22 protein-coding genes are annotated in these 22372 nt (G+C 55.2%); 14 read left to right on the forward strand and 8 right to left on the reverse strand.

What is annotated here, in order from left to right; all coding sequences use genetic code 11:
• Positions 1–68 precede the first annotated feature (68 nt).
• The 5 genes from ENN68_08435 to ENN68_08455 all read left to right on the forward strand — a co-directional run bounded on the left by ENN68_08435 (position 69) and on the right by ENN68_08455 (position 3840).
• Positions 69–569 carry a GyrI-like domain-containing protein gene (locus ENN68_08435; protein HDS46092.1) on the forward strand — a complete coding sequence of 167 codons (501 nt, stop codon included), beginning with the start codon at positions 69–71 and terminating at the stop codon, positions 567–569.
• 22 nt (positions 570–591) lie between these two features.
• Complete coding sequence (locus tag ENN68_08440) at positions 592–1542, forward strand: hypothetical protein (GenBank protein HDS46093.1); 951 nt, start codon at positions 592–594, stop codon at positions 1540–1542.
• Positions 1543–2422: 880 nt separating this feature from the next.
• Positions 2423–2887 carry a hypothetical protein gene (locus ENN68_08445; protein ID HDS46094.1) on the forward strand — a complete coding sequence of 155 codons (465 nt, stop codon included), beginning with the start codon at positions 2423–2425 and terminating at the stop codon, positions 2885–2887.
• Entirely contained in the window at positions 2884–3297 is a 414-nt protein-coding gene (locus ENN68_08450) for a hypothetical protein (GenBank protein ID HDS46095.1), read from the forward strand. Before ENN68_08445 ends, ENN68_08450 begins: the two co-directional genes overlap by 4 nt.
• A gap of 66 nt (positions 3298–3363) precedes the next feature.
• Complete coding sequence (locus tag ENN68_08455) at positions 3364–3840, forward strand: pyridoxamine 5'-phosphate oxidase family protein (protein ID HDS46096.1); 477 nt, start codon at positions 3364–3366, stop codon at positions 3838–3840.
• A 112-nt stretch (positions 3841–3952) separates the two neighbouring features.
• Here the strand turns inward: ENN68_08455 and ENN68_08460 are convergent, their stop codons facing one another.
• Positions 3953–4285, reverse strand: a complete 333-nt coding sequence (locus ENN68_08460; GenBank protein ID HDS46097.1) for a hypothetical protein — start codon at positions 4283–4285, stop codon at positions 3953–3955.
• 88 nt (positions 4286–4373) lie between these two features.
• Between ENN68_08460 and lysA the strand changes: the two genes are divergently transcribed.
• Positions 4374–5651 carry a diaminopimelate decarboxylase gene (lysA, locus tag ENN68_08465; GenBank protein HDS46098.1) on the forward strand — a complete coding sequence of 426 codons (1278 nt, stop codon included), beginning with the start codon at positions 4374–4376 and terminating at the stop codon, positions 5649–5651.
• A 321-nt stretch (positions 5652–5972) separates the two neighbouring features.
• Here lysA and ENN68_08470 read toward each other — a convergent pair whose 3' ends face one another.
• The 5 genes from ENN68_08470 to ENN68_08490 form a co-directional block, all read right to left on the reverse strand.
• Positions 5973–7202 carry a methanogenesis marker 15 protein gene (locus tag ENN68_08470; protein ID HDS46099.1) on the reverse strand — a complete coding sequence of 410 codons (1230 nt, stop codon included), beginning with the start codon at positions 7200–7202 and terminating at the stop codon, positions 5973–5975.
• A 6-nt stretch (positions 7203–7208) separates the two neighbouring features.
• The gene (locus tag ENN68_08475; GenBank protein HDS46100.1) at positions 7209–7667 is read right to left on the reverse strand and encodes a methanogenesis marker 5 protein; all 459 of its coding nucleotides are present in this window, start codon (positions 7665–7667) and stop codon (positions 7209–7211) included.
• A 154-nt stretch (positions 7668–7821) separates the two neighbouring features.
• Entirely contained in the window at positions 7822–8562 is a 741-nt protein-coding gene (radB, locus tag ENN68_08480) for a DNA repair and recombination protein RadB (protein HDS46101.1), read from the reverse strand.
• 58 nt (positions 8563–8620) lie between these two features.
• Positions 8621–9883, reverse strand: a complete 1263-nt coding sequence (locus ENN68_08485) for a hypothetical protein (GenBank protein ID HDS46102.1) — start codon at positions 9881–9883, stop codon at positions 8621–8623.
• A gap of 18 nt (positions 9884–9901) precedes the next feature.
• Positions 9902–10759, reverse strand: a complete 858-nt coding sequence (locus ENN68_08490) for an aspartate dehydrogenase (protein HDS46103.1) — start codon at positions 10757–10759, stop codon at positions 9902–9904.
• Between the two features lie 93 nt (positions 10760–10852).
• Here ENN68_08490 and nadC point away from each other — a divergent pair, with 93 nt between their 5' ends.
• Entirely contained in the window at positions 10853–11716 is an 864-nt protein-coding gene (gene nadC / locus ENN68_08495) for a carboxylating nicotinate-nucleotide diphosphorylase (protein ID HDS46104.1), read from the forward strand.
• Here nadC and ENN68_08500 read toward each other — a convergent pair.
• Complete coding sequence (locus tag ENN68_08500; protein HDS46105.1) at positions 11703–12068, reverse strand: Hsp20/alpha crystallin family protein; 366 nt, start codon at positions 12066–12068, stop codon at positions 11703–11705. The genes nadC and ENN68_08500 overlap by 14 nt on opposite strands.
• Positions 12069–12092: 24 nt before the next feature.
• Positions 12093–12854: a proteasome assembly chaperone family protein gene (locus ENN68_08505; GenBank protein HDS46106.1), complete on the reverse strand. Its 762-nt coding sequence runs from the start codon at positions 12852–12854 to the stop codon at positions 12093–12095.
• Positions 12855–13193: 339 nt separating this feature from the next.
• Between ENN68_08505 and ENN68_08510 the strand changes: the two genes are divergently transcribed.
• The 7 genes from ENN68_08510 (at position 13194) to ENN68_08540 (ending at position 22229) form a co-directional block, all read left to right on the forward strand.
• A complete protein-coding gene (locus ENN68_08510; protein ID HDS46107.1) occupies positions 13194–14729 on the forward strand; it encodes a methanogenesis marker 3 protein in 1536 nt (511 codons plus the stop codon).
• Between the two features lie 92 nt (positions 14730–14821).
• The gene (locus ENN68_08515) at positions 14822–16603 is read left to right on the forward strand and encodes an adenosylcobalamin-dependent ribonucleoside-diphosphate reductase (protein HDS46108.1); all 1782 of its coding nucleotides are present in this window, start codon (positions 14822–14824) and stop codon (positions 16601–16603) included.
• Positions 16604–16748: 145 nt separating this feature from the next.
• Complete coding sequence (locus ENN68_08520; GenBank protein HDS46109.1) at positions 16749–18266, forward strand: preprotein translocase subunit SecD; 1518 nt, start codon at positions 16749–16751, stop codon at positions 18264–18266.
• Positions 18267–18509: 243 nt separating this feature from the next.
• Positions 18510–19415, forward strand: a complete 906-nt coding sequence (locus tag ENN68_08525; protein ID HDS46110.1) for a hypothetical protein — start codon at positions 18510–18512, stop codon at positions 19413–19415.
• Between the two features lie 37 nt (positions 19416–19452).
• A complete protein-coding gene (locus ENN68_08530) occupies positions 19453–20142 on the forward strand; it encodes a PRC-barrel domain containing protein (protein ID HDS46111.1) in 690 nt (229 codons plus the stop codon).
• 79 nt (positions 20143–20221) lie between these two features.
• Positions 20222–21376 carry a cell division protein gene (locus ENN68_08535; GenBank protein ID HDS46112.1) on the forward strand — a complete coding sequence of 385 codons (1155 nt, stop codon included), beginning with the start codon at positions 20222–20224 and terminating at the stop codon, positions 21374–21376.
• A gap of 7 nt (positions 21377–21383) precedes the next feature.
• A complete protein-coding gene (locus ENN68_08540) occupies positions 21384–22229 on the forward strand; it encodes a hypothetical protein (GenBank protein HDS46113.1) in 846 nt (281 codons plus the stop codon).
• Positions 22230–22372 lie beyond the last annotated feature (143 nt).

Genomic DNA, 22372 nt, shown 5'->3' on the forward strand with positions numbered 1-22372 from the left:
GCACCCCAACGCTTTTATAGCTGGCCTCTGTATCAATTCGTACAGTACAGGTGTGGTGCTCCTGCAAAATGGTATCAAAAGATTCATTCACCGTGGATATAAAACTGGTTCCGGAACTGCAGGTAGCGTATATCCCCCACGGTGGCCCGTACAAGGGCGATACTGGGCTCTTCGAACGGCTCTTCGAACGGCTCTTCGCCTGGGCTGGTGCACGCAACCTCCTTCAACCCGAGACGAAGGCACTGGCGGTCTATTACGCTGATCCGGAGGTCACCGATGAGAGCCAGCTCAGCATGAGCGTCTGCATAACCGTGCCTGAGGGCACGGAAGCCGGAGACAGCGTGGACGTGATGACCCTGCCGGACGGGACATACGCTATTGCTCATTTCGAGATCGATCAAGACGAATACGAAGCTGCGTGGAACGCGCTTTACGGTCTTTGGCTGCCAGAAAGTGGCTATCAGCCCGATAATTACCGCGCTCCATTTGAGCTGTATCTCAACGATCCCCGTGAACATCCGCAACACAAGCACATCGTTGATATCTACCTGCCGCTGGAATCGCGCTAGCTCGTCCTGATAGGGGCTCAAGTTGCCCTACCATGATCTGGCTGGCAGCGCTGACGGCCTGGTACTCTTGAGACGCCATGATGAGCTGATCAAAAGTTTTAAATACCTCTACTTCTACCCCTTACATACCCGAAAGGGATGGTTTCGTGCTGAAATAATGAAGCCGCTGTGTGTGGTTGGCCGGCGTGTAGCGAAGTTATCCTGGCTGCTGAAGGCAGCGAGCGACGATTCTCGTTTCAGGTTCGGGGCACTTATTTATATACCTGATAGTACCAGCACAAAGGAGCTGGATGGAAGGAAAGAAAAAATGAACGGAAAAAGAACGCCTAAAAAAGTGGGTGGTTTGATCTCAATGGCGATTGTACTGCTGTCCATCCTTACAGCAACCGTATGGATAACGCCAGTCGGCGCGGCGACGGTGACCAGGCATCTTCCGATTTCGGTGGCGCCAAATGAGCAGTTCACGGTGACCTTGACTCAGACCGGATTTCTGTTTGATACTGGTTTGGTCTGGGAAGTGCTCCCCGAGGGGTTCGAGTACATTAACGGCACTTACACCGGTAATGCTTTGGATTGGGTTGTTACCTACGATCCCACAACGCGAACGCTCCGAGTGGGGTTTCGTGGGGAAAACTATATCTCATATGGTGCCAAAGCAAGTCCGTATGCACAAACTGCGGTGTTTGGTGGGACCTATAGCTATTTTGATAATGGGACAGTGGAAGGTAATGTTACCGGAAAAGCGACGGTAACTGTAACAGGAACACCAACACCGACTCCAACTCCTGGAGTTCCTCGATGGGATATTAACGAAGACTGTACGGTAAACTACATAGATTTAGCTATCTTATCAGCGCATTGGAATGAGACAACAACAGCATTATATCCCAGGTACGATATCAATGCGGACGGAATGGTAAACTACATAGATCTAACAATCCTTTCGGCGCATTGGAACGAGTCAACTTGTTAGGTATGAGGACAGAAACCGGAGCAGGCAAGGTATACCCGAAATATAATAATCGCCGTAGTTAGTGGGGTCTATCCTTCTATTCTCGATGCTATTTTATGCAATAACGACACTAGTGTTAGCAATTCACCACCAATCGCCCGTGTTTCACCCGCTTTTACAGTGCGTGTGATGATCATGATCTAACTGCTTATAGTCCCCGGTAGTCAGATCGCAGGATGCACGGATGAGTCCTGAAACGATCCGTTGCGGCTGTCGAGCCTGTTGGGAGGATAAAAAAGCCCCGGCCTGCACTATGAGCTTTAGGTATCTTTCTCCCAGGCCCCGCCTTCTTCCGTCGCTTCTTCTACCCCCGGCTGCGGGCGGCAACACCGCCGTAAGGGTAGATTGGAAGAAATGGGTATTTAAAACTTTCGGTTGCGCGCGGCTGTAAAGTTAATGGGTGCTGCGCGTGAATTTACAAAATTGTGCCAGCAGTGAGCTTCGTTAGGGTAACCAGACCGAAAATGATTAGTATATTGAGAGCGGATAAGTTATTATGGTCCAATCATTCTTATCCGCCCTCAAAAACAGTATACGTCTCATCCAACTTAAACTTACCGATTTTGGGGATGAACCTCCGAACGTCGATAAAGTGCTCACTAAGCAATTTATAAAGCGGGATCAATCGCGTCATGTCACGAATGAGCTGGTTCTCCTCGCAGATAACCATTTCGAACTGCTTCATCCTGTCTGCCCCCTTTGTGGCACAGATCGAGTGACAAAGCAGGAGTTCCGACGGCGAACGCCGATATTGGGGCCCTTTGGGCTTCAAAAGCTTTATTTAAGGCGCTATTGGTGCGCCGTTTGCGATAAGAAGTTCACTACTCCGCTCTCTGCTGTGGTGGCCCCGTCTCATCGGTACGCATCAGTGTTCAAGGACGCTGCTATAAAGATGGTACAGACGGGCTATCGCCCGCTCCGAAAGCTGCGGGATGATCTCCGCACCGCTTTTGGCATCGCGCCCTCGCACCAGTCGATCCTGAAGTGGCTGGCAGTGGACGAAGAAAAGGGGATTAAAAATGCTTCATTTCAGTACTCGGGCTATTATTGCTACGATGAGCAGCATATTGAGCTGGCAGCTCGGAAGCGGTATCGCTTGACGCTCTTCGATTCGAGCTTGAATATCCCGGTCGCTGAGGAAATAGCCGCGGATTGTGGCTATAAAACGGTTTACAACTTCTTAAAGGGTTCCTTGCAGGGAAGACCCCTCTTGCGATTACAACGGACCATAAACGGGAGTACAAGGGCGTACTTGATGAACTGGGCGCTCCGCACCAGTTGTGCCTCTTCCATCTCTTCAAGATGATCGGGGACAGGGTCTACAGGGCACTTCAGTCTAAACGATACTCGTACCGGGAAAAAATCAAGCTTTGCATCTATTTCACGGCGATCAAGGACATATTCCGAACGGACGATCCGCAGGTCGCGCAAGAACGGCTAGAACGGCTCCTGGATGATTATAACAACGTCCCTCGTGTCCTACGGGGCTTTGTCACGGGCAAGCTACTGCCCGATTTTGAACGGCTTACGCTCTTCATGCGAGACGGTTTCGTCTCGAAGACGACTAATCCTGTCGAGAACTATTACCGCCAGACTGATCCTGAGAGCACGAAAAGGCGGTACAAAACGAATCGCGGCGTACTCTCCTATCTCGCACAGAAAATGGCGTACTGGACGGCTAAATTCGGGCAGCTACCGCAACCCCCAACATGTTGACAGCCCCAACAAAGCGGAAAATATATGTGTCCGGGTATCATACCTTATGCTCGGTGGTCCCGGTCCATGAAGCTCGTTAAGATACCGCGCATGGAAAAGGAGGAGTATGATCAGCTCATAGCCGAGAGCTACGTCAGCCGTATCGCCTTCTTCGGTGAGCAGTACCCGTATATCGCCCCCTTCCTCTACGTCTTCGACGGCCGCTACATGTATTTCCTCTCCACGAAATATGGCTACAAGATCCGGCATTTTCAGCGTGATCCGCACGTATCGGTCGAAGTGGAGCGCTACAGCCCCGACCTCTCTTCGTACACCTTCGTGACGCTCTCCGGCAGGCTCGTGGAGGTCGTGGCGGCAGACGAAAAGGTGGCCGTTCGCCAGAGGTTCGTGCGGTTGATCAAAGATAAAAAGCTCTCGAACCGTGTCCTCGCCGCGCTCGGGCATTCGCCCGACGAACCGCTCGAGAACCTCATTACAGAGGAGCGGAGCCTTGTCTGGAAACTCACGGACGTTAACGAGATCGTTGCGCTGAAGAACGTCTGATTGCCCGTCTTCACTACTCACGCTACTTGCTGCTCATTCCGCTCGATCCGCCGTCAGAGGTGCTCACCGGACGGAGGTGGATGCGTAGTAGTGCGAGAAAATCGTTATCGCGTCACTTCTCGATGAACGTCTTCCTCACCAGCGTTTCCAGATCTTCCATACGATTAAGCTGCAGGCTCTTCTCCGTGCCGTCGCGCCTGACCGTGAGATGCAGCCCGGTAATCTCGCCCGTGATGCCGAACAAACCTTTTATAATGCCCGCAAATACGTTTTGAAGACGCTCATCGCTCATCGAGACGTAGCCCATGTTCTTCGGTCGAACCACGATCGCGGTCTCGCCTTTCCGTACCGTGATCTTCCGTATCTCCACACCCCACCATAATTTGATGTTGATCTCTATCTCCTCTTCATCCTTGTATCTGCATTCCTCGCGCATTTTTGCCATCTCGATCACCCTGTTTAATGTTCCGCGCGGATTAAAGAGAAACGTTTTATCCGAGAACCAGCTACCTAAGTTCGGTGGGTGAGCACGCATGGCGGTACTCCAGGAAGGAACGGAGCACTTGAGCTTCGGCGGCGCGGACGTTGTGGAGCTGGCACAGCGCTACGGCACGCCGCTGTACGTCACGGATGAATCGGTAATAAGGGCCAATTTCCGTCAGTATAAAGAAGCGTTTGCGACGGTCGATACCGCTATATATTTCGCGGTAAAGGCCAACGGAAACCTGACGATCCTGCGTATCCTGGCGCAGGAGGGCGCGGGGGCTGATGTCTTCTCAGGTGGCGAGCTCGAGCTGGTCAAAGCTGCGGGTATACCGCTCGATAACGTGCTCTTCAACGGCAACGCGAAGAGCGAAGCTGAACTGCGCGCGGCGGTCGAGTTGGACGTTACCGTCTCGGTGGATTCGCGTGAGGAATTGCAGACCGTATCAGCCATAGCGAGCGAACAGGGCAAAGAAGCGGGGATCTCACTGCGCGTGAACCCGGATGTCTCACCCGACGTGAACCCGAAGATCGCGACCGGGTTGCGCACCGCGAAGTTCGGGATACCGTATGAGCAGATCGTGCCCACTTACGACGAAGCTGCGAAGTTGCCCCATATCATGATCAAGGGCATACACTGCCATATCGGCTCACAGATACTGGAGCTCAGCGTCTTCAAAGAAGCGACCGAGAAGATGATGCAGCTCGTCGCAGAGCTCTATGATCGCGGCATCGAACTCGAGTTTGTGGATCTCGGCGGCGGGCTCGGTATCGCGTACGAGAAGGCAAAGGGCACCGCGCCAACGCCGTACGACCTCGCGGCGATGATCCTGCCCACGTTCAAAGCAAAGACGCAAGCGCTGGGTATCTCACCACGGTTGATCCTGGAACCCGGGAGGTCGCTCGTCGGACCGGCCTCGATTCTGCTGACCACTGTGAATACGGTTAAGGATGCCTACAAGCATTTCGTGGCCGTTGATGCGGGCTTCAACCTCTTTGTGCGCCCCGCGATGTACGATGCGTACCACGAGGTCGTGGTCGCGAACAAAGTCAACGAGCCCGCTTCGGTCTTGAGCACGGTCGTGGGACCCATTTGTGAATCCGGCGATATCATCGCCAAAGACAGAATGCTGCCCCCGGTACGGCGCGGGGACTGCATCGCCATACTGGATACGGGCGCATACGGGTTCTCCATGAGCTCGCAGTACAACGGCCGCCCACGGTGCGCCGAAGTGCTGGTGCATGACGGCGCTATCGAGGTGATTAGGGACGGGGAGAGCTTTGAGGATATACTGCGGCATCAGAGGCTACCGAAACGGTTGCGGTGACTGATAACAGCTTTCTATTCAACAATAAATAGTGCACAAATATGGCTTGACGCGCAATACAAACCACAATTACAAGCAGACACCCGCGAGTATCCATACGCACGGCGGGTGCGTAAACGTCTCAAATACTGAGGGTTTGGGGCTTTCAGCCACGATGTATCTCTTCTTCTTCTTGAGCAGCGTGATCGAGTTGTGCCGAAGAGAGAGGGAGAGCATGATTCCCATTGCCACGCTCAAAGTAACAGTACTATCCCTTTGGTTTAACACTCATAGACAAAACGATTTTTTGATATTTTCTCCTAGAGAAAGGCACCGTTAAATCTAAACGCCCGAAACGAGCGTCGCAATACCCACCGCTCCGGCGTATTGCGAATACGGCGGCACAATGATCTCAACGCCAAGCATCTCCTCAAATTCGCGCTTCACGCCCTCGACCAGCGACACACCGCCCACAAAGATCACCGGCGGCCGCACCTCCATCTCCTGGATCATCGTCTCGTACACCTGCTCGGTCACCGAGCGGCATGCAGCCGCTGCAGCGTCTTCACGCGTCACACCCGACGCTAGCGCAACTACCAGGCTCTGGATCCCGAAGACCGTGCAGTAGCTTTGCAGCTCAAATCGATCCTGCGTCTTGGCCTTTGACTGTAGCGCCAGCTTCCCTAATTCGGACACGTCGACATCCAATCGGTGCGAAGCCACTTCTAAAAATCTGCCGGACGCGCCGCTGCAGATGCCGCCCAAATTGAAGCCCGTCACGATGCCATCACGCATGAGCATCAGTTTATTGTTCATCCCGCCGATGTCGATCACGGTCGCATCGCCTTTGTGACGCTGTGAGAGCAGCGCGGCACCCTTCGAGACCACACTCACTTCCTCTAAATTGAGTGCTGCATCGAAATGCTCGGCCAGCAGGTCTCGTCCGTGCCCGGTGACGCCGATCGCGTCCACCGCCTCTTGCCCGATGCCTGCCTCCTGTAACGCTTTCGCCAGTGCCTCAGTCGCACTCCCAATCGAATCGGTCGTCGGGAGCCATTCCTTACCCACGAGCTCGTTCTCCCGCATCACCACGACCTTCGTCGTCGATGAGCCGGAGTCGATACCCACCGTGATGCCTTCCTGCTTCTCACGCATCAAGAGCGCCTTCTTCGTGATCAGGGTCTTCAAGGCTTCCAGCCGCGAATAGAGCTCGATCTCCTTCGGCTTCTCCACGTTCGAGTACACAATGATCGGTATGTTCGTGCGTTCATGGAGGAACCGGCGCACGAGATCCTTCACGATCGTGCCCTCCGAGCACTTGAAGCAGGTGAGCAAAATCGCGCCCTTGATCGAGGTATCCCGCAATAGCGAGATGGCACGCGCGATCATCATGTTCAGGCTCGGGCTCTCGGCCTCGAAGCCCAGCTCCTCGCATGCCGCTGCCACCTGCGAAAGCTCCAGCTCCGGATACACCAGCTCGATGCCCAGACGGTTCGCAATATCGTCCAACAGCCACTGAATGCCGCTGTAGTCGGCACCGCAGGAGATCTGCGCCACTTTGACCGGCGTCATGTTCCGCTACGCCTCGTCTCGCTTCTTTTCCTCTTCTGATAAGCCCGCCAGGAACGACCTGATGGCCGCGATCATCTCATCCATCCGATCGCCGCCCTCGTACCGCACCTCCAGGGTCGGTACCCCCTGTTTCCTGATCAGGAACTTGAAGAACTCGTCAGCAACGGCACAACCCATGCAGCCATAGGTTGGTGGTGCGTCAGTAAGAATAATGGCCGCCTCGGACTGCTCTAAGAGCGGCGCAAGCAGGCCCACGCGCCCTTTCAGGCCCGCCGGCTCCTCCACTGAGACATAGCGCAGCGCGCGCTTCAAATCCGCTTCCGTGATGTTCAGTGGTGGTGCGTCTATCTCCGCGTCGCGTACATGCTCACCAACCTCCCGCATCAAGACCACCGGCTCATGTCCGCCCCGTTCCACCAAATCCGCTAAGATCAAACTGTTCGGCGGATATACCAAAATTTTCATCTTATCTCATCCTTCCTCTAGTCGCTTCCCGCACAGACCGCACTGACTAACCTAAGAGAGTGTACAGTATCAATTTACTTAATGCCTAATATAAGCTGTCGCTTCCTCTCCCGTCTCCAGCTGCTGCTGCAAGCAGGGTATCGCATACGTTACGTTATTCCCGCACGCTGCCCACCCGCTCCGGGCTATCCGCAATGCCGCTCTGCGTAATGTAAAAGGTGCATACGGTCTCCTCGGGCATTGATCGATGCTTCTTCAGGATCGCTCGCCGTTTGCCCTGCATACCCGGCACCTTCTCAAGCTGCACGATCACCTTCGCGAGATACTCAAGCGCGAATTTCGCTACCGGGCGTAATTCTCCGGTCTCCACATCCATATAGACTTGATTTGTTATGATGACTACAAGGTCGTGCCTCCGCGCGTATTCCAAGAGCGTTGCTACTTGATTTGCCAAGCTTTTCACATATGCGCTCCGTTCGTCGTCCAGCTCCAGCCGGTAGAAGAGTGTTGCCGAGTCCAAAACGATGAGCTGTACCGCACTCTTACCCGCCTTCTCCTTGATGATCTTGTCAATCTCCTTGACGCACGAGGTCTGCTGCTCGAAGGTATGGGGCTGATAGAGGATGATCCGCTCTGCGAGGGTCTCCACCGTCTCGTCCTCGTTTTTGTGCGCACTGGCGATCTGTGAAAACCGTTCAGGCGAGAGCCCTTCACTATCAATGAAGATCACACTCTGCCCATCGCGCGCGCACTCGATGGCCATCTGGAGGCAGATGTTGGTCTTACCGCTGCCCGCTTCGCCATAGAGCTGCGTGACCGTCCCCGACTCGAATCCGCCGCCGAGGAGCTCATCCATGCTCTTGCAGCCCGTGCCGTATTTCGTCGGTAATTGCATGCTCGCCAGATCCTTCAAAGGTCTTCATCCACTCTGCTACACCGGGATTCGTGTGCGCTCAACTTGCCTCCTTCAGCGCTCGCAAAATATCCCCGGTAAAGTAGATGTCGCCCCAGGGATAGATCGTCATGGCGAACGTCGAGCCCTCCTCGAGCTCCTGCACATCGCCCCGCAACTCGTATTCTTCACCACTTTCCACCTCTTTGACCACCATCGTAAAGCTCGCCGGATCCACGCGGACGATCTCAAATGCGCCCGTGATCGGATTCCCGAGCTTCTCGAGCTTCGCCCTGAGCTCCTCACCGAGTCCCTGCTCATCCGCGTACATGAGTCCCGGCGTTCGCCCATCTGCCAGCTTGCGGGAGAACAGGAACCAGTTGTGGAACTCGAAGAGCTGATCGAGTCGCAGCTTCTCCTGCCCTTTTGCTTCACAGTATTCATCCTCAGCCTTCTCCAGCTCCGTCCGCATCCGTCTATCCGCGAACTCACGAACCTCATCGAGCAGCCACACCGATTCCCAGTACTCACGCGCCTTCCGCGCCTCTTCTCCCTCCAGATGCATCATCCGCTCCACCCGGGTGATGCGCTCCTTGATGATATCGCCGAGCGATTCGCCGGTCGTGCCGATACGCTCGCAAACCTCCAGACTCTCTTTAAACGCAGCACCTGCTTCGGGATATCGCCCACGCCGCTCCAGGAAGTCGCCATAGTTCGCCCAGACCAGCTCATCGTCCGTTTCGTTCAGGAACCGCTTGTACTCCGTTTCGATTTCTGCCCATCGCTCGTCCTTCTCGTACAGCCCCACGAGCAGGGAATGAGCGGCTAAATCTGATGGTTCTTCCTCAAGGATCGCGGTAAGCAGGTACTCCCCGCGCGCGTTATCACGCGCAAAGAGGCGCTCTTTCAGATGGCGCTCGATGCTTGGATCACCCAGGAATTCGAGAAACGCAACGGGAAACCCCTCAGCTTCCCGGACCTCCTCGGCCAGCCAGAGTGCACAGATCGCTTCAAAATCCGTTAAAAGCCATAGGTCGTCCTGGTTGAGCGGCTGCAGCGCGCGCTCCTCGGCATCCGTGGCATCCCGTATGATCGCAAACTCGCTCTCTGCTAAGCCCGCCTCTTCGTCCACGGTCTTCAGTCCGTGCTTCCGTACGTACTTGAGGTATGTGCGGCGCACATTGTCCGCCTCGCGGCGGCTGATCCGCTGCTCATCCACATCCCGGTACGCCCGCTGCGTCTCTATCAGGAGCTTCACCGCCTCCGTAACAAGGTCATCGCCCTCGAGGCCCAGAAAGGCCGCTATCACTTCCTCTGTGCTCATCATATTCTCTTCCCGTTCCTACGTTCCCACCCGTATCGGGTAAGCTATGCGTTTCAGCGTTGCGATCGCGGAGAGCGCCGCTAAATAGCTTGTCCGGGGATTCGACTTTGACGGGAAGTTCCGCACCCGCACCAGGAGCTGCCCAAATTCACCCCGCGCTTCTATTTCGTGTCGGTTCTCCTTTGCCTCCGGATCTGCCACGATCTGTACCATCGTTGCCTCAGGACCGATACCTGCAAGGCTCAACGAGGCCGCAACATTCACGTTTTCCGGGAAATGTGCGACTGCTTCTCGCGCAGAGCCGATGAACAATGTCCGCGCCTGTTGTAGCCCGTGAAGCTCGATTCCCGCCGCTTGCACATACTCGTTCCCCGCAAAGCCGCGTGGCGGCTTGCGCGTCGTTAAGTGTACTGACTGAATACCCCCGATAGCACCGGATTTGAGCCCGTCAAGACCAGCAATAGCGCCGGAAGGAATGTAGACCTTCCCCCCACCGTGCTTTGCGAGTTGCTCAATCTCCTCATACAGGCCCGGATCGCAGATCAGGGCACCGACGCTCATGATCATGACATCTTTACCCGCACCCAGCGCCGGGAGCAGGCATTCTCGCACGGCATTCTGCGAAGCGCACTCGATGACCAGATCAACCTCATCTAAAATCGCCGCCAGATCTGAGCTGTCAGTCCTCGTAAGCGCTGGCTTCCTTCGCAGTAACTCGCAGAGCTGGTCGATACGCTCCGGATGAGCATCGATCAACCATTTGAGCTCCATATTCAGGTCCAGCGCACGGCCGGCGAACTCGTCCCTGTCTATTGCCACGCAGATCTCCGTGCCGATCGCACCGCAGCCCACCACACCCACACGTATTCGTGTCATCTTCTACCCTGCTCTCTTAGAGAGGATCGTTAAAAACGAGCGATTTGTGCTTAACCTTTCTTAACTGAAGAAGATAAGTTTTATGATGTGCCCATGCTGCTGAAGGAGATAGAGCACTTCCTCGAGGAAGATTGCGCGCACGAGGATTACGAACTCATCGTGCCCGTAACAACCACCTGCAACGCGGAGATCACGGTGAAGGAGGAGGGCATCCTCGCGGGTTTAGAAGAGGTCCTGCAGATATTCGATTACGCAGGTCTCGAGTATTCCTCTGAATTCCACGATGGTGATCCTCTGAAGGCTGAGGACGTCGTGGTGAGGCTGTATGGCTCCGCAGCGAAGATCTTAAAGGTCGAGCGGCTTGTCCTCAATATCCTCGGCCGGATGAGCGGTATCGCGACGCTCGTGCGCGAATACGTCGAGGAGGCGCAGAGGGGAAGTTCGCACGTCGTTGTCGCGGGAACCAGGAAAACGACGCCGGGCTTCAGGAAATATGAGAAACGAGCCATTATGCTCGGTGGTGGTGATCCGCACCGCTTTGGACTCGCCGACGCGGTGATAATCAAGGACAATCACCTCGCGCTCATGGGTCTGGAGCAGGCGATAAAAAAGGCCAGGAGCGCGATCAGTTTCACCCGCAAGATCGAAATAGAGGTGGAGACCATCGAGGACGCGCTCCGCGCGGCTAAATTGGGCGCCGACATCATAATGCTCGATAACATGAGCCCCGCAAAGGTGCGCGAGTGCCTGCAGCTGCTCAATACCGCGGGACTTCGTGATCGGCTCCTCATCGAGGCCTCGGGAGGGATAACCCAGGAGAACGTACGTGAGTACGCGGCAACGGGCGTTGATGTCGTTTCAGTCGGGCGATTGACGTATGCTGCGCGATCCTTGGGCTTCTCGCTGCACGTGAGTGAGGACAGGACCGAAACTAAGCCATCTGTTACACCAGCGTGATCGACACTTTTTGCCTGATCTTAGGCAGCGCGATCCTGAGAACACCGTTCTTCAAGGTCGCCTCCGCCTGCTCAGGCTCGATTGACTCGGGCAATCGAATCTGCTTCTTAAATGCATGGAACGCGATCTTCTTCTGAACTACGCCCCAGTGCTCCCAGCAGACTGCGTTGCTCATCCGCGCGGTTACCTCTAACGTGTCCCTCGTCGTATGGACTTCGACGTCCTCCTTCTTTACACGCGGCAGGTCAAAGGTTACCAGAATCATATCCTCAAGATCTTCTACCTCGTATAACGGCTCTAAATTGCCATTATAGCCCCACATCGCCTTCAATAAACCTCTTTCCATTCCCATTTCGCTACCTTCTCACCCCTCGCTTCACCGATACATAATGGGCATATCCTGCTCCATACCTTTCTGCATCTCTTGCGCTGACTGTGTAGTCTGTTGCATGAGATCTCGCGCTCTGAGTTTTATCTCCTCTGCGTTCTCCAGGAGTTCAGCGACATCCACATCGAGTGTCGTGACAAACTTCTCAACGACCTCGATCGCCGCCGCCGCCGCGCCCGGATCAGGGTAGACCGGATAGCACTGTGCGAGCACGGAAATCGCGCTGATCCGCCGCTTCGCGCACTCGCGCAGCATCATTGCGTATGTCCCGGCGATGAATCCCTCCTCAAGAAGGTCCAGCTGCTTCTCCTGCAACGCGGCCACTGCGCTTGCGCTATTACCAACGCCGAAGACCTCAGGTTTCTCGATATCCATGCGGTTCTTCATAGGAAGCCCCTTGATCGAGATGATTGGCTGCTCCACCTCCAGCTTCTTGAACCAATCACCCAACGCGGTCGTCAAGGGGTAAACCGCTTTGGGCGGCACCGCTACCTCCGATAAGATCACCACAGTGCGGCCCTCGGCATCACTGTAAATTCTGAACGGATTCCCCAATCGCCCGCTATGGATGACCATAACCGGTGGAAACAACTCCGATTCGATGTGCCCGATCTCGCGATAATCCAGCTTCTCCACGATGAACGAAGCTGCAATCGTCCCTACCAGGCCCACATCTGGCAAGCCCTCCAGCACGATCGGATTATTATATACCGTCCCTTCCTCCTCCACTATACGCACGACTTCTTCCATTGCTCCGAGTACGCTCCAAGTACTTACTATACTTAGTTATAGCTCCGCCATAGGATAAAAAACCCTCTCGTTCTTACTTACACCCCGCGTGCTTCGCCGAGTCCATGGACGCACCCTCCGTTCGAACGGCGGTTTGGGCCTGTACTGGCGGTAACGAGGACGGTAAGAAGGGGGGCTGTAAAGTTACCGGGTGCTGGCAGCAAAGGTGACTCGAAACGTATCCCGCAGCGTGGAAAATAGGGCTCGTGATGGCTGATTTAGATCACTAACCCCCAACAATCTGACAGCCGCGTAAAAAGAATAAACTTTAAAAGCCCGCCGAGTCCTAACAATAGTGTTATGAATATCCTCTTTAACGGTGAGCCCCGAACGGTCAAAAGCACGCAATTAGGTGCGATTCTGAATGAACTCGGCGGTGCGTACCGGCCCGGTTGCGTCTGCGCGGTCATCTCTGAGAAGAAGGGTGGCGAATTGAGGAATGAGTTCGCGCTGAAGACCGAGAGCGGTGAGGCGAGAATAAAGATCGCCACAGAGCAGGAGACCGAAGCGATCCCGCTCTTTCACGAGATCTATTCGCAGTTCCAGGACGAGCAGGGTAGAATTGCGTGGGTGACTGAGGATATCACCGCAATTGGACCACTCAAGACCAACCTCGCGGTCGATAAGCGGGAGCACACGTACAGGAAATGGGAGGTGTTCTTCGGCCTCGGTGGTTTTGATCCCGGCTTGACCTACCTCATGATCAGCAAGCGCGAGCATACCGCGGCCTATGGCACGGGCGAAGCGTGTCTCATCGGGAAATTGACACGCGGGCGAAGCATGATCATGAATTTGGAAGAGAATGAGTGTATAGCCGAGATAACACCGCTGGTAACGCAGGCGGAACGGATTGGGTTTGTCACCACAGATCTGGAAACCGAGATCGAGGAGGGTCAGGAGATTTATACCTATATAACCGTAAAACTCTTTCCCGAGGCACCGATGTCCTGTGAGCACTTCTTATCGCTCACCCGGGACGACCTGCTCCAGATCGACGACTGGACACACACTTTTATCGCCTCCGGCGTCTTGAAGGGCTTGAACCTGCCTGTCGAGAGCGTGGAATACCGCTCAGCACACTACCTCTCGGTGCGCAATAGTGGCACGGATAAGGGGAAGGTCTATGTCTATAAAGACAGTCGGCTGCCCAATCCGTCCCATAACGTCTTCGGGGTGGTGACAGAGGGAAGCGACCTGATAGGCGCAGCGCAAATGGGCGACACGATCTTCACGGTCACCGAGCCGCGATGGATGATGGTCGTGGGGAAGACCCAGAAGGTGGCAGAGGAGTTCTTTGAGCAGGCGGATATCGAGCAGGTGCGCGAGGGCAATCAAGCAGATGACGCGGTGGTGGTCGATCAATTGCCCGCATTGACCATGGAGATCATGGAGCGGGGGACGGTGAGAACGTTAGGTGTTGACCGTGAGGCCGTGCTCACCGTGAAGCTCTTTGAAGATCTGGCGCCAAAGACCGCCTGGTATTTCAAGAAGGTTACCGGATTGATTACCCGACCGATCGGCCGGTTGAAGGTCTATTTCAGCATACCTGGTCTCGTGCTCTTCCAGGGCAATGCTGATGAAGCAGGGACGCTCGTGCCCGAGAATCTCCCCACCAAAGGCACGAAACAGGGCTTCCTTGGCGTTACCAACATGTCGCGACAGAATCGGGGCATGATGGGCATTCGGCTGGAGGACAGCACCACCTATGGACCTACGGGCGAGACCCCTGACGGTGCTAATATCGTCCTTTCGATCTCTGATCTTACGCCGGAAACGCTGTCCTTTCTCAGCAAGCTCAAGGAAGGCGATGTCATTTACGTGAAGGAACAGCGGTGACGTAACCGCACGTACTTATTCGATCTTCTCAAAGCACCGCAATTCAGGGCCACGCTGGAATAGGAGAGCACGGAGAAGCAGAGGGGCGTGTTATGGACAGTGAAACAAAACTCACGCTTTCGGTTAACGCCCAGGAGGTGTTGAAGCGGCGCTACCTGCTCAAGAACGAGCGCGGCGAGGTGATCGAGACCCCGCTTCAGATGTTCGAGCGCGTGGCACATGCCGTTGCACAAGCCGAAGTCGCGTATGGCAAGAGCAGCGAGGAGGTGCGCGCCTTCGAACGTGAGTGCTTCAGGCTCATGCGAGATCTCGAATTCCTTCCCAACAGCCCCACGCTCATGAATGCCGGTACTGAGCTCGGACAACTTGCCGCGTGCTTCGTTCTGCCCGTCGAGGATTCTATGGAGGGTATCTTTGGCGCGGTAAAGAACATGGCCGTGATCCACCAGAGCGGAGGCGGGACGGGCTTCTCATTCTCCCGACTCAGGCCTCAGGGTGATATGGTAAGATCGACCGGGGGTGTCGCCTCGGGGCCGGTATCCTTTATGCGTGTCTTCGACGTCGCTACCGGCGTGATTAAGCAGGGCGGCAAGCGCCGCGGTGCGAATATGGGCATTCTGAGCGTTAACCATCCGGATATCATGGCGTTTATACGGGCAAAAGAGCGCGGCGAGTTCGTTAACTTTAATACCGCAGTTGCCGTAACTGACGAGTTCATGCAGGCGGTCGAGCGCGGCGAGAGCTATGCGCTCATCAATCCACGCACGAATCAGGCGGTGCGGGAACTAAGCGCTCGCGAGGTCTTCGACGAGCTCGTTTCCTCTGCCTGGAAGCTTGGCGACCCCGGCATCATCTTCATCGATGAGATCAACCGACACAACGCACTCCCGGCTCTCGGCGAGATAGAGGCTACCAATCCCTGTTCCGAACAGCCGCTCCTCCCGTACGAATCCTGTAATTTGGGCTCCATAAACCTCGCCAAATTCGGCGTCCAGAAGCGCGGTGAGGTTGAGTGGGAACGGCTGCGTGAAACGATCTGGACCTGCGTTCGATTTCTGGACGACGTTATCGATGTGAACCGGTATCCGATGCCCGAGATCGAGCGGATAACGAAAGGAAACCGAAAGATCGGGCTCGGCATCATGGGCTTCGCCGAGCTGCTCATACAGCTTGAGATCGCTTATAATTCTTCAGAAGCGCTTGCGTTCGCTGAACAGCTGATGAAATTCGTCACCGACGAAGCACGATGCTGTTCACAATCGCTTGGACGCGAAAAAGGATCTTTTCCTAATTTTGAGCGCAGTGTGTGGTCTGCCGCCGATGCGATGCGGAATGCGACGGTGACCACCATCGCGCCCACGGGCACGATAAGCATCATTGCAGGCTGCTCGAGCGGAATCGAGCCGCTCTTTGCCGTTGCCTTTATGCGCAAGGTCATGGGCGGCATGCTCGAGATAAACCGGCTCTTTGAAACACGAGCGAAGGAGGCGGGGTTTTACCACAAGGGCTTGATAGCGGAGATCGTAAAACGGGGCTCGATACAGCAGATCGCGAGCATTCCACCGGCAATCAAGCGGATCTTTGTGACCGCACTTGATCTTGAGCCGGCGTGGCACGTGCGCATCCAGGCAGCATTTCAGAGATACACCGACAACGCCGTCTCAAAGACCGTCAACCTCCCCGCTGACGCGTCTCCCGAGGATGTCCGGGCGGTCTTCCTGCTTGCCTACCAGCTCAAGTGCAAGGGCATTACGGTGTACCGCTACGGTTGTAAGGAGGATATCCTCTCGCTGGCGATCCCCCGGCTGATGCTCGACGAATTCGTTTCCGCAGATTCGGAGTTCGCGGGCGAGTGCCGGATTTGTTCGGTATGACTAACCCGATGGTCGACTTCTGGTCCGAGATCCCGCAGGTGCCGCCGGCGGCGAAGAACAGAGAAATCCACGAATTTATATATCGTTGGGCCTTCTGCATAGTAGTATAAACCCGGGGGAAGCGAGGGAGAGAAGAGCGTTCGAAATGACGACAAAGGGTGTGCTTACGGACGTGCGAGTGCTTGCGCTGCTAGTCTTCCTGTGTGCCGCGCTCATTGCTATTTACGTGTATCCTCCACCACCCGCTGACGCGGGAATTGATGGGAATTTAAAGTATGGCCTGGATTTGGTCGGTGGTTCCTGGCTGCAGTTACAGTTGAAAGGGGCTGTCGTGGGTATTGAGGCCCCGGTCCCGGGTGACGCTGTCGCCGCGTTCCTCGAAGAGCAGTTGAACGCGGAAGTGATTTACTTCAAGCTCGAGGACGTGACCGTCTATGAGATCCGGAAGAGCGTGACGAAAGAGGATTTATCGGCTATCTTGACCGAGATCGGTGGCAGTATCGCGAAACGGCCCGATGGCACTGACTTTTACGAATCGGGCGTAACAACCGAGACGAGGGATGAGACGAAACGTATCATCGAGATCAAGCTCAATCTGCTGGGACTGGCCGATATACAGATACGAACGGTAGGGAACGAGTTCATTCTCGTGGATCTCGCCGGGGTGGACATTGGAACCGCGAAGAGCATCGTCGGCAAGCCCGGGAAGTTCGAGATCAGGATGCAGACGAACGGGACTGGCGGCGATGTCGCACAGTGGATGACGCTGGGAGAGGTCGAGAACATCACGGCGCATGTCATCTTCGGGAGCAAGGGTATAGAAGCACAGAGTGTGGGCGCGGTTCCGATACGGGAGGACGTGTACTCTCCGTGGGGCGCTACGTTCACCCTGACCGAGGATGGTGCAATCGCGTTGCGTGACGCTGCGCTGGCATACGGTGCCACAACTAACCCCGCGAATCACGAGGTAGCGATGCTGCTCGATGATGTGGTGATCTACAGTGCACAGCTCTCGACGGAGCTGGCACGGGACATAGAAAAGTACCCGGTGTATCGCCTGCGGGCAGAGACGGGCCTGGGAGATGATGGCTTTGAGCGTGCGAAAACGCTCATCGTGCACCTGAAAGCGGGCGTGTTACCGGTGAACGTGGAGATCATCGGCTCTGGTGAGGTGTCTGCCTATTTGGGCGCGAAATTCAAGCAGGAGGCACTGATCGCGGGCCTTGTCGCACTGTTCTTTGTGGTTATCGTCGTCTTCCTCAGGTACCGGGAGAGGAAGATCGTGCTCCCCGTGTTCTTCACGCTCCTGAGTGAATTGATCTTGATACTTGGCTTCGCCGCGGTAATCAACTGGCAACTCGATCTCCCCAGCATTGCCGGTATCATCGCGGTGATCGGTACTGGCGTAGATCAGCTCGTTATCATCACCGATGAGATACTCGCGGGCGGCCGATCCTCAACGAGTATGTATCGTAAACGTGTCTCCTTCGCCTTCGGGATCATTTTCGTCTCGGCCTTTACCACTATTGTGGCCATGTTTGCGCTCGCCTTGATGGCGCTGGGCACCTTACGCGGCTTTGCTATTATCACCATCATCGGCCTGGTGATCGGGATCTTACTGACCCGGCCCGCATATGCTCGGATAGTCGAGGAGATCGTCTGACGCGTCCTTTAGCGGTTGGCGGAAACGATATTATACCACGCCAGTGTGAGTGTCCCCTCAAAGTATATATAGTGCATAAGAAATAATCTAAGTTAATCCGAAAACGAGAATCCACAAAGCGGGGGACGATATAGCCGGGCCTACGCCCTCATTGCGGATCAAGAGTGCGCATTACCCTCAGAACACGGTAACGAGCACGGACCGATGGATACGAGTGCACCCTTCGGGGGACGGGAGTGACAAATGGCAGAGCGATTCAATGAGAAGGCAAACACGCTGGCTCAGGAATATTGGCGATTAAAAGAGATAGCCGCCAATACCGCGAGTAGTAACCGGCTCGTGGAGATAGAGCGGCTCTTAGAGAAGGGCATCGGGGGGAAGCTGAAGGATCAGCTGGAGGCGGAGGCGAAGCAGCTGAGAAAAGAGGAAGCGGACCGTGGCGGCGCCTCCCTGCGGCTGAGTGAGGTGAAGAAGGAACTATTAGAGCTCACTGCGGATCTGGCACCCAATTTAGACCTCATTGAAGACAACTTCTTCCCCTACGATAGCGATCACGAGCCGATCGGCGAGCAGTTCTTCGCGGCCTTGACCGATCTCTTTTTTGGCGCGCCCACACCCAGCATCCCCTTCAAGGTTGCTACGCTCTCAAAAGAGGGGATACGCGTGAACGCTACTGCGGAGAGCTCGTCATTGGAGATACTGAGCTACATCATCATGATACTCCAGGAGAGCGCGAAGAAGCGACTCGGTATGCAGAATACGATCGACAATTGCTGCGCACTGCTCAGGCAGAATGATTTCGCATTTATCGTTTTGAAAACCTTACTCAACGCAGGGAAACGATTGGGTGTAAAGGAGATAAGGGAGATCTCGCACCGCGAAGATAAGGCGTACACAGAACTTGTAAGAAGCGATCTCTACGACAAAGAGTTGATCAACGGTGTAGCCTTTCTCATGAGCGCAGAATGGGGCTACAGCATGATCAAGGAATATGATGGCAAATACGAGCCCACAGACTTCGGTGAATGGGTGTGGCGGATCTGTAATGCAGAACTCAGCAGGGAGGAAGGGGCGGGTAAGGGGAGACGCACGGGCGTCTCGAATTCGAGCCTCCACCTTCAGAAAATTCTAACGTTTTTAAGAAAGTGAGGGGGAATAGAAAGAGGGGATGTGGTGACGGCATACGGTGAAAGAAGAGAAAGAAAAAGTGGTTAGCCACCTGCGATCGAAATTATTCCCGTGGAACTTCATCTTAGAGGCCGTTGAGGGAGAGGCGGTTAGGCATTTTGTACCCTATGCCATCCAGATGTGTGAGGCAAAGGGGATCGAGCGGGGTTCGGTCGAGAGCGAGGCGGCACGGGAGGTGATTACCCGAGAGATAAAAGAGGCGGTGGATGATTACCTCTTCGATCCCGATGATGTGGAGATTGCACGGATGCACGGGCGATTTGCTGAGCAGTATCCGTTCGCCTTCTCGCAGAGCCTGGCCTTTGTCATTCTCCATCGACTCGGGCTCAACTTGGAAGATATCGTGGATGTGCGCGGTGTGAGCGACCTCCTTGGCGAGGATCTGCGCGAGATCAGAAAACGTGAGGATATGGTGCGGGACATCATTGCCAAGAATGGCCGCAGAGCGATCAAGATGTACGCGCGCACTATCATGGACAAGAAGGTGATCACGGCCGGGGGGGATTGGATCGGCACCGTAGCTGACCTCATCTTCACGAGCGAGAATGGCAAGGTCGAGAGCCTGGTCGTCGCCCATCTGCGCGGATCCGGCTTGAAAACGAGCCGGGTTCCCATGAAAGACGTCCGTCTCAACATGTACAGCAAGAACATCGTCTTAAAATCCTCTGATTACCGAAAAGGCGGGTGATGAGGTAGCAGGAGCGCAAATTATATATAGTATGAGCGTATTGGCACAATACGGGGCATAAAAGGAGAGGGGGAATAAGATGCGGGTATTCGTGATAGGATATGGACAGGCCGGGGGGAGAATTGCGGATGCGTTTATCGAGTATGCGAAGAAGACCGGGCAGCATTTCGTCGCGCGTGCAATCGCGATCAACACCGCGCGAGCCGATTTGATCGGGCTGAAGAACATCCCTATGGAGGACCGGATTATGGTCGGCGAGTCCCTGACAAGAGGTCACGGGATCGGCGCAGATAATGAGATGGGTGCACGAGTGGCTACAGATGAGATCTATACGATCCAGAGTGAGATCGACAAACGAGGAACCCACCATGTTGATGCTTTCTTGATCGTTGCTGGTTTGGGCGGTGGAACTGGTTCAGGAGGTGCGCCGGTACTGGCACGGCGGTTAAAGAAGTTGTACGAGGAGCCCGTGTACGGGCTGGGCGTATTGCCCGCGAAGGATGAAGGGAGTTTATTTTCCTTGAATGCCGCACGGAGCTTGATGACCTTTGTGAATGAGGTGGATAATCTGTTCATCTTTGATAACGACGCCTGGAAGAAGGGTGGAGAAAGCGTTAAGGAAGCCTTCGTTGACATTAATGACGAAATCGTACGCCGGTTCGGCATCCTCTTCGGCGCGGGCGAAGCGAACGAGGTGGGGCAGATGGTCGTCGATGCGGCTGAAGTGATCAATACGCTGAAGGGCGGCGGGGTCTCTACCATTGGCTACGCATCGGAGCAGATCGAGAGCGACGGCGGCTTCCTCAAGAAATTCACCAGCAAGAAGAAAACGATGGATAATCTCGATTCCGTTACCCGGATCTCCTCGTTGGTACGGCGTGCGATCGCCGGTCGATTGACGATCCCCTGTGACGTCTCAACCGCGGAGCGGGCATTGATCATTGCAGCTGGGCCGCCGAAAGAGCTGAGCAGAAAGGGCATCGAGAAGGCCAAGGTTCGCGTCGAGGAGATAATTCGCGGGAAAGAGGTTCGAGGCGGTGATTTCCCGCTGGTGAAGGGGCAGCATGTCTCCACCATCGTGCTCTTCTCCGGCGTCTCAGACGTCCCGCGGATCAAGGAGCTGCATGAGATCGGGATAGAAGCGCAAGAGACCATGAAGGAAGTATCGAGCGAGAAAGAGAAGGACTATCAGAAGCTGCTGGGTGGGAACGACGCGATCAAGCCGCTGTTCTGAGGTGATTATGGTGAAATTCAACTACCGCCTGATCGTGAGCCTCGTGCTCGTAAGCCTGCTGTGTGCAACCTCGTTCAGCGTCATCGGCTGGGCTGCAGATGAAACGCCCTTCATGAAGGTGACACCCACGGATATGCGGTTCGATGACGTGGGCGGACCCGAGCTGGTGAACGGTGGCAGTGAGGTCTCCATTAAGCTGGTGATGACGAACGTGAGCAAGGAGTTCGAGCGATCAACGCTCACGTTCCACTCCGAGTTGGAGAATGCCGTCGGTAGTATCAGTGGCGAGGGTTTGGTAGAGCAGGCGCTTAAATCCGGGAGCTCGTATACCCTGGAGCACAAGAAGCTTACGGGGGACGTGGTGGTCACCTGGTCGGGCGGAGCGCCGGACGTGGGTAAGCGCGAATCCTTCGTGTTCTTAGATATCACCCAGAAAACCTCTGAGGGCACGTATACCGTTTCTCATATCATCAAGGATGTTTCCTCTCAGACCATCGAGGATGCGATTGCCGCATTCGATACCGCGAGTAAGGCGATTGCAAAGGCCAATACCGCGATCGCGGACGCTGAGCAGCGCGGTCTGGACGTGAGGGAGGCGGAGACCCGCCGCGATCTGGCAAATGAGTACCTGAGCAACGCGCAACGGTTCTACGGCGAAGGCAGGGCTGAGGATGCGTTAGAAGAGGCCGAAAAAGCGGTCAAAACGGCACACGAGGCAGAAGCCAAGGCGGGCGCTGCGGTCAGTGGAAGAGCCTATCTCAATTATGGTGTCATCGCCGCGGTGATCATCGTTGCGGCGGTCGTCTTTGTGCTGCTCTTGCAGCAGCGGAATCGTAGGAGAGGCGTTTATTAATTAGCCGCCCGCCAACTCGCTACGTGCGAAGCATCAGGTGGGGTGCGGATGCAGCGAGGGGACTATCATCCGAACGCGTACCTGGAGCGGAGGAGGAACGTGATCGGGGGGGCTCGAGGCGCGAACACGGATACTCAATACGC

It is taken from the genome of Methanomicrobia archaeon (genome assembly GCA_011049045.1).
Lineage (GTDB): Archaea > Halobacteriota > Syntropharchaeia > Alkanophagales > Methanospirareceae > JACGMN01.

Coding starts and splice junctions, on each gene's coding strand:
- ENN68_08435 (HDS46092.1), top strand. CDS start 69: ATGGTATCAAAAGATTCATTCACCGTGGATATAAAACTGGTTCCGGAA.
- ENN68_08450 (HDS46095.1), top strand. CDS start 2,884: ATGATCGGGGACAGGGTCTACAGGGCACTTCAGTCTAAACGATACTCG.
- ENN68_08455 (HDS46096.1), top strand. CDS start 3,364: ATGAAGCTCGTTAAGATACCGCGCATGGAAAAGGAGGAGTATGATCAG.
- ENN68_08460 (HDS46097.1), bottom strand. CDS start 4,285: ATGGCAAAAATGCGCGAGGAATGCAGATACAAGGATGAAGAGGAGATA.
- lysA (HDS46098.1), top strand. CDS start 4,374: ATGGCGGTACTCCAGGAAGGAACGGAGCACTTGAGCTTCGGCGGCGCG.
- ENN68_08470 (HDS46099.1), bottom strand. CDS start 7,202: ATGACGCCGGTCAAAGTGGCGCAGATCTCCTGCGGTGCCGACTACAGC.
- ENN68_08475 (HDS46100.1), bottom strand. CDS start 7,667: ATGAAAATTTTGGTATATCCGCCGAACAGTTTGATCTTAGCGGATTTG.
- radB (HDS46101.1), bottom strand. CDS start 8,562: ATGCAATTACCGACGAAATACGGCACGGGCTGCAAGAGCATGGATGAG.
- ENN68_08485 (HDS46102.1), bottom strand. CDS start 9,883: ATGAGCACAGAGGAAGTGATAGCGGCCTTTCTGGGCCTCGAGGGCGAT.
- ENN68_08490 (HDS46103.1), bottom strand. CDS start 10,759: ATGACACGAATACGTGTGGGTGTGGTGGGCTGCGGTGCGATCGGCACG.
- nadC (HDS46104.1), top strand. CDS start 10,853: ATGCTGCTGAAGGAGATAGAGCACTTCCTCGAGGAAGATTGCGCGCAC.
- ENN68_08500 (HDS46105.1), bottom strand. CDS start 12,068: ATGGGAATGGAAAGAGGTTTATTGAAGGCGATGTGGGGCTATAATGGC.
- ENN68_08505 (HDS46106.1), bottom strand. CDS start 12,854: ATGGAAGAAGTCGTGCGTATAGTGGAGGAGGAAGGGACGGTATATAAT.
- ENN68_08510 (HDS46107.1), top strand. CDS start 13,194: ATGAATATCCTCTTTAACGGTGAGCCCCGAACGGTCAAAAGCACGCAA.
- ENN68_08515 (HDS46108.1), top strand. CDS start 14,822: ATGGACAGTGAAACAAAACTCACGCTTTCGGTTAACGCCCAGGAGGTG.
- ENN68_08520 (HDS46109.1), top strand. CDS start 16,749: ATGACGACAAAGGGTGTGCTTACGGACGTGCGAGTGCTTGCGCTGCTA.
- ENN68_08525 (HDS46110.1), top strand. CDS start 18,510: ATGGCAGAGCGATTCAATGAGAAGGCAAACACGCTGGCTCAGGAATAT.
- ENN68_08535 (HDS46112.1), top strand. CDS start 20,222: ATGCGGGTATTCGTGATAGGATATGGACAGGCCGGGGGGAGAATTGCG.
- ENN68_08540 (HDS46113.1), top strand. CDS start 21,384: ATGGTGAAATTCAACTACCGCCTGATCGTGAGCCTCGTGCTCGTAAGC.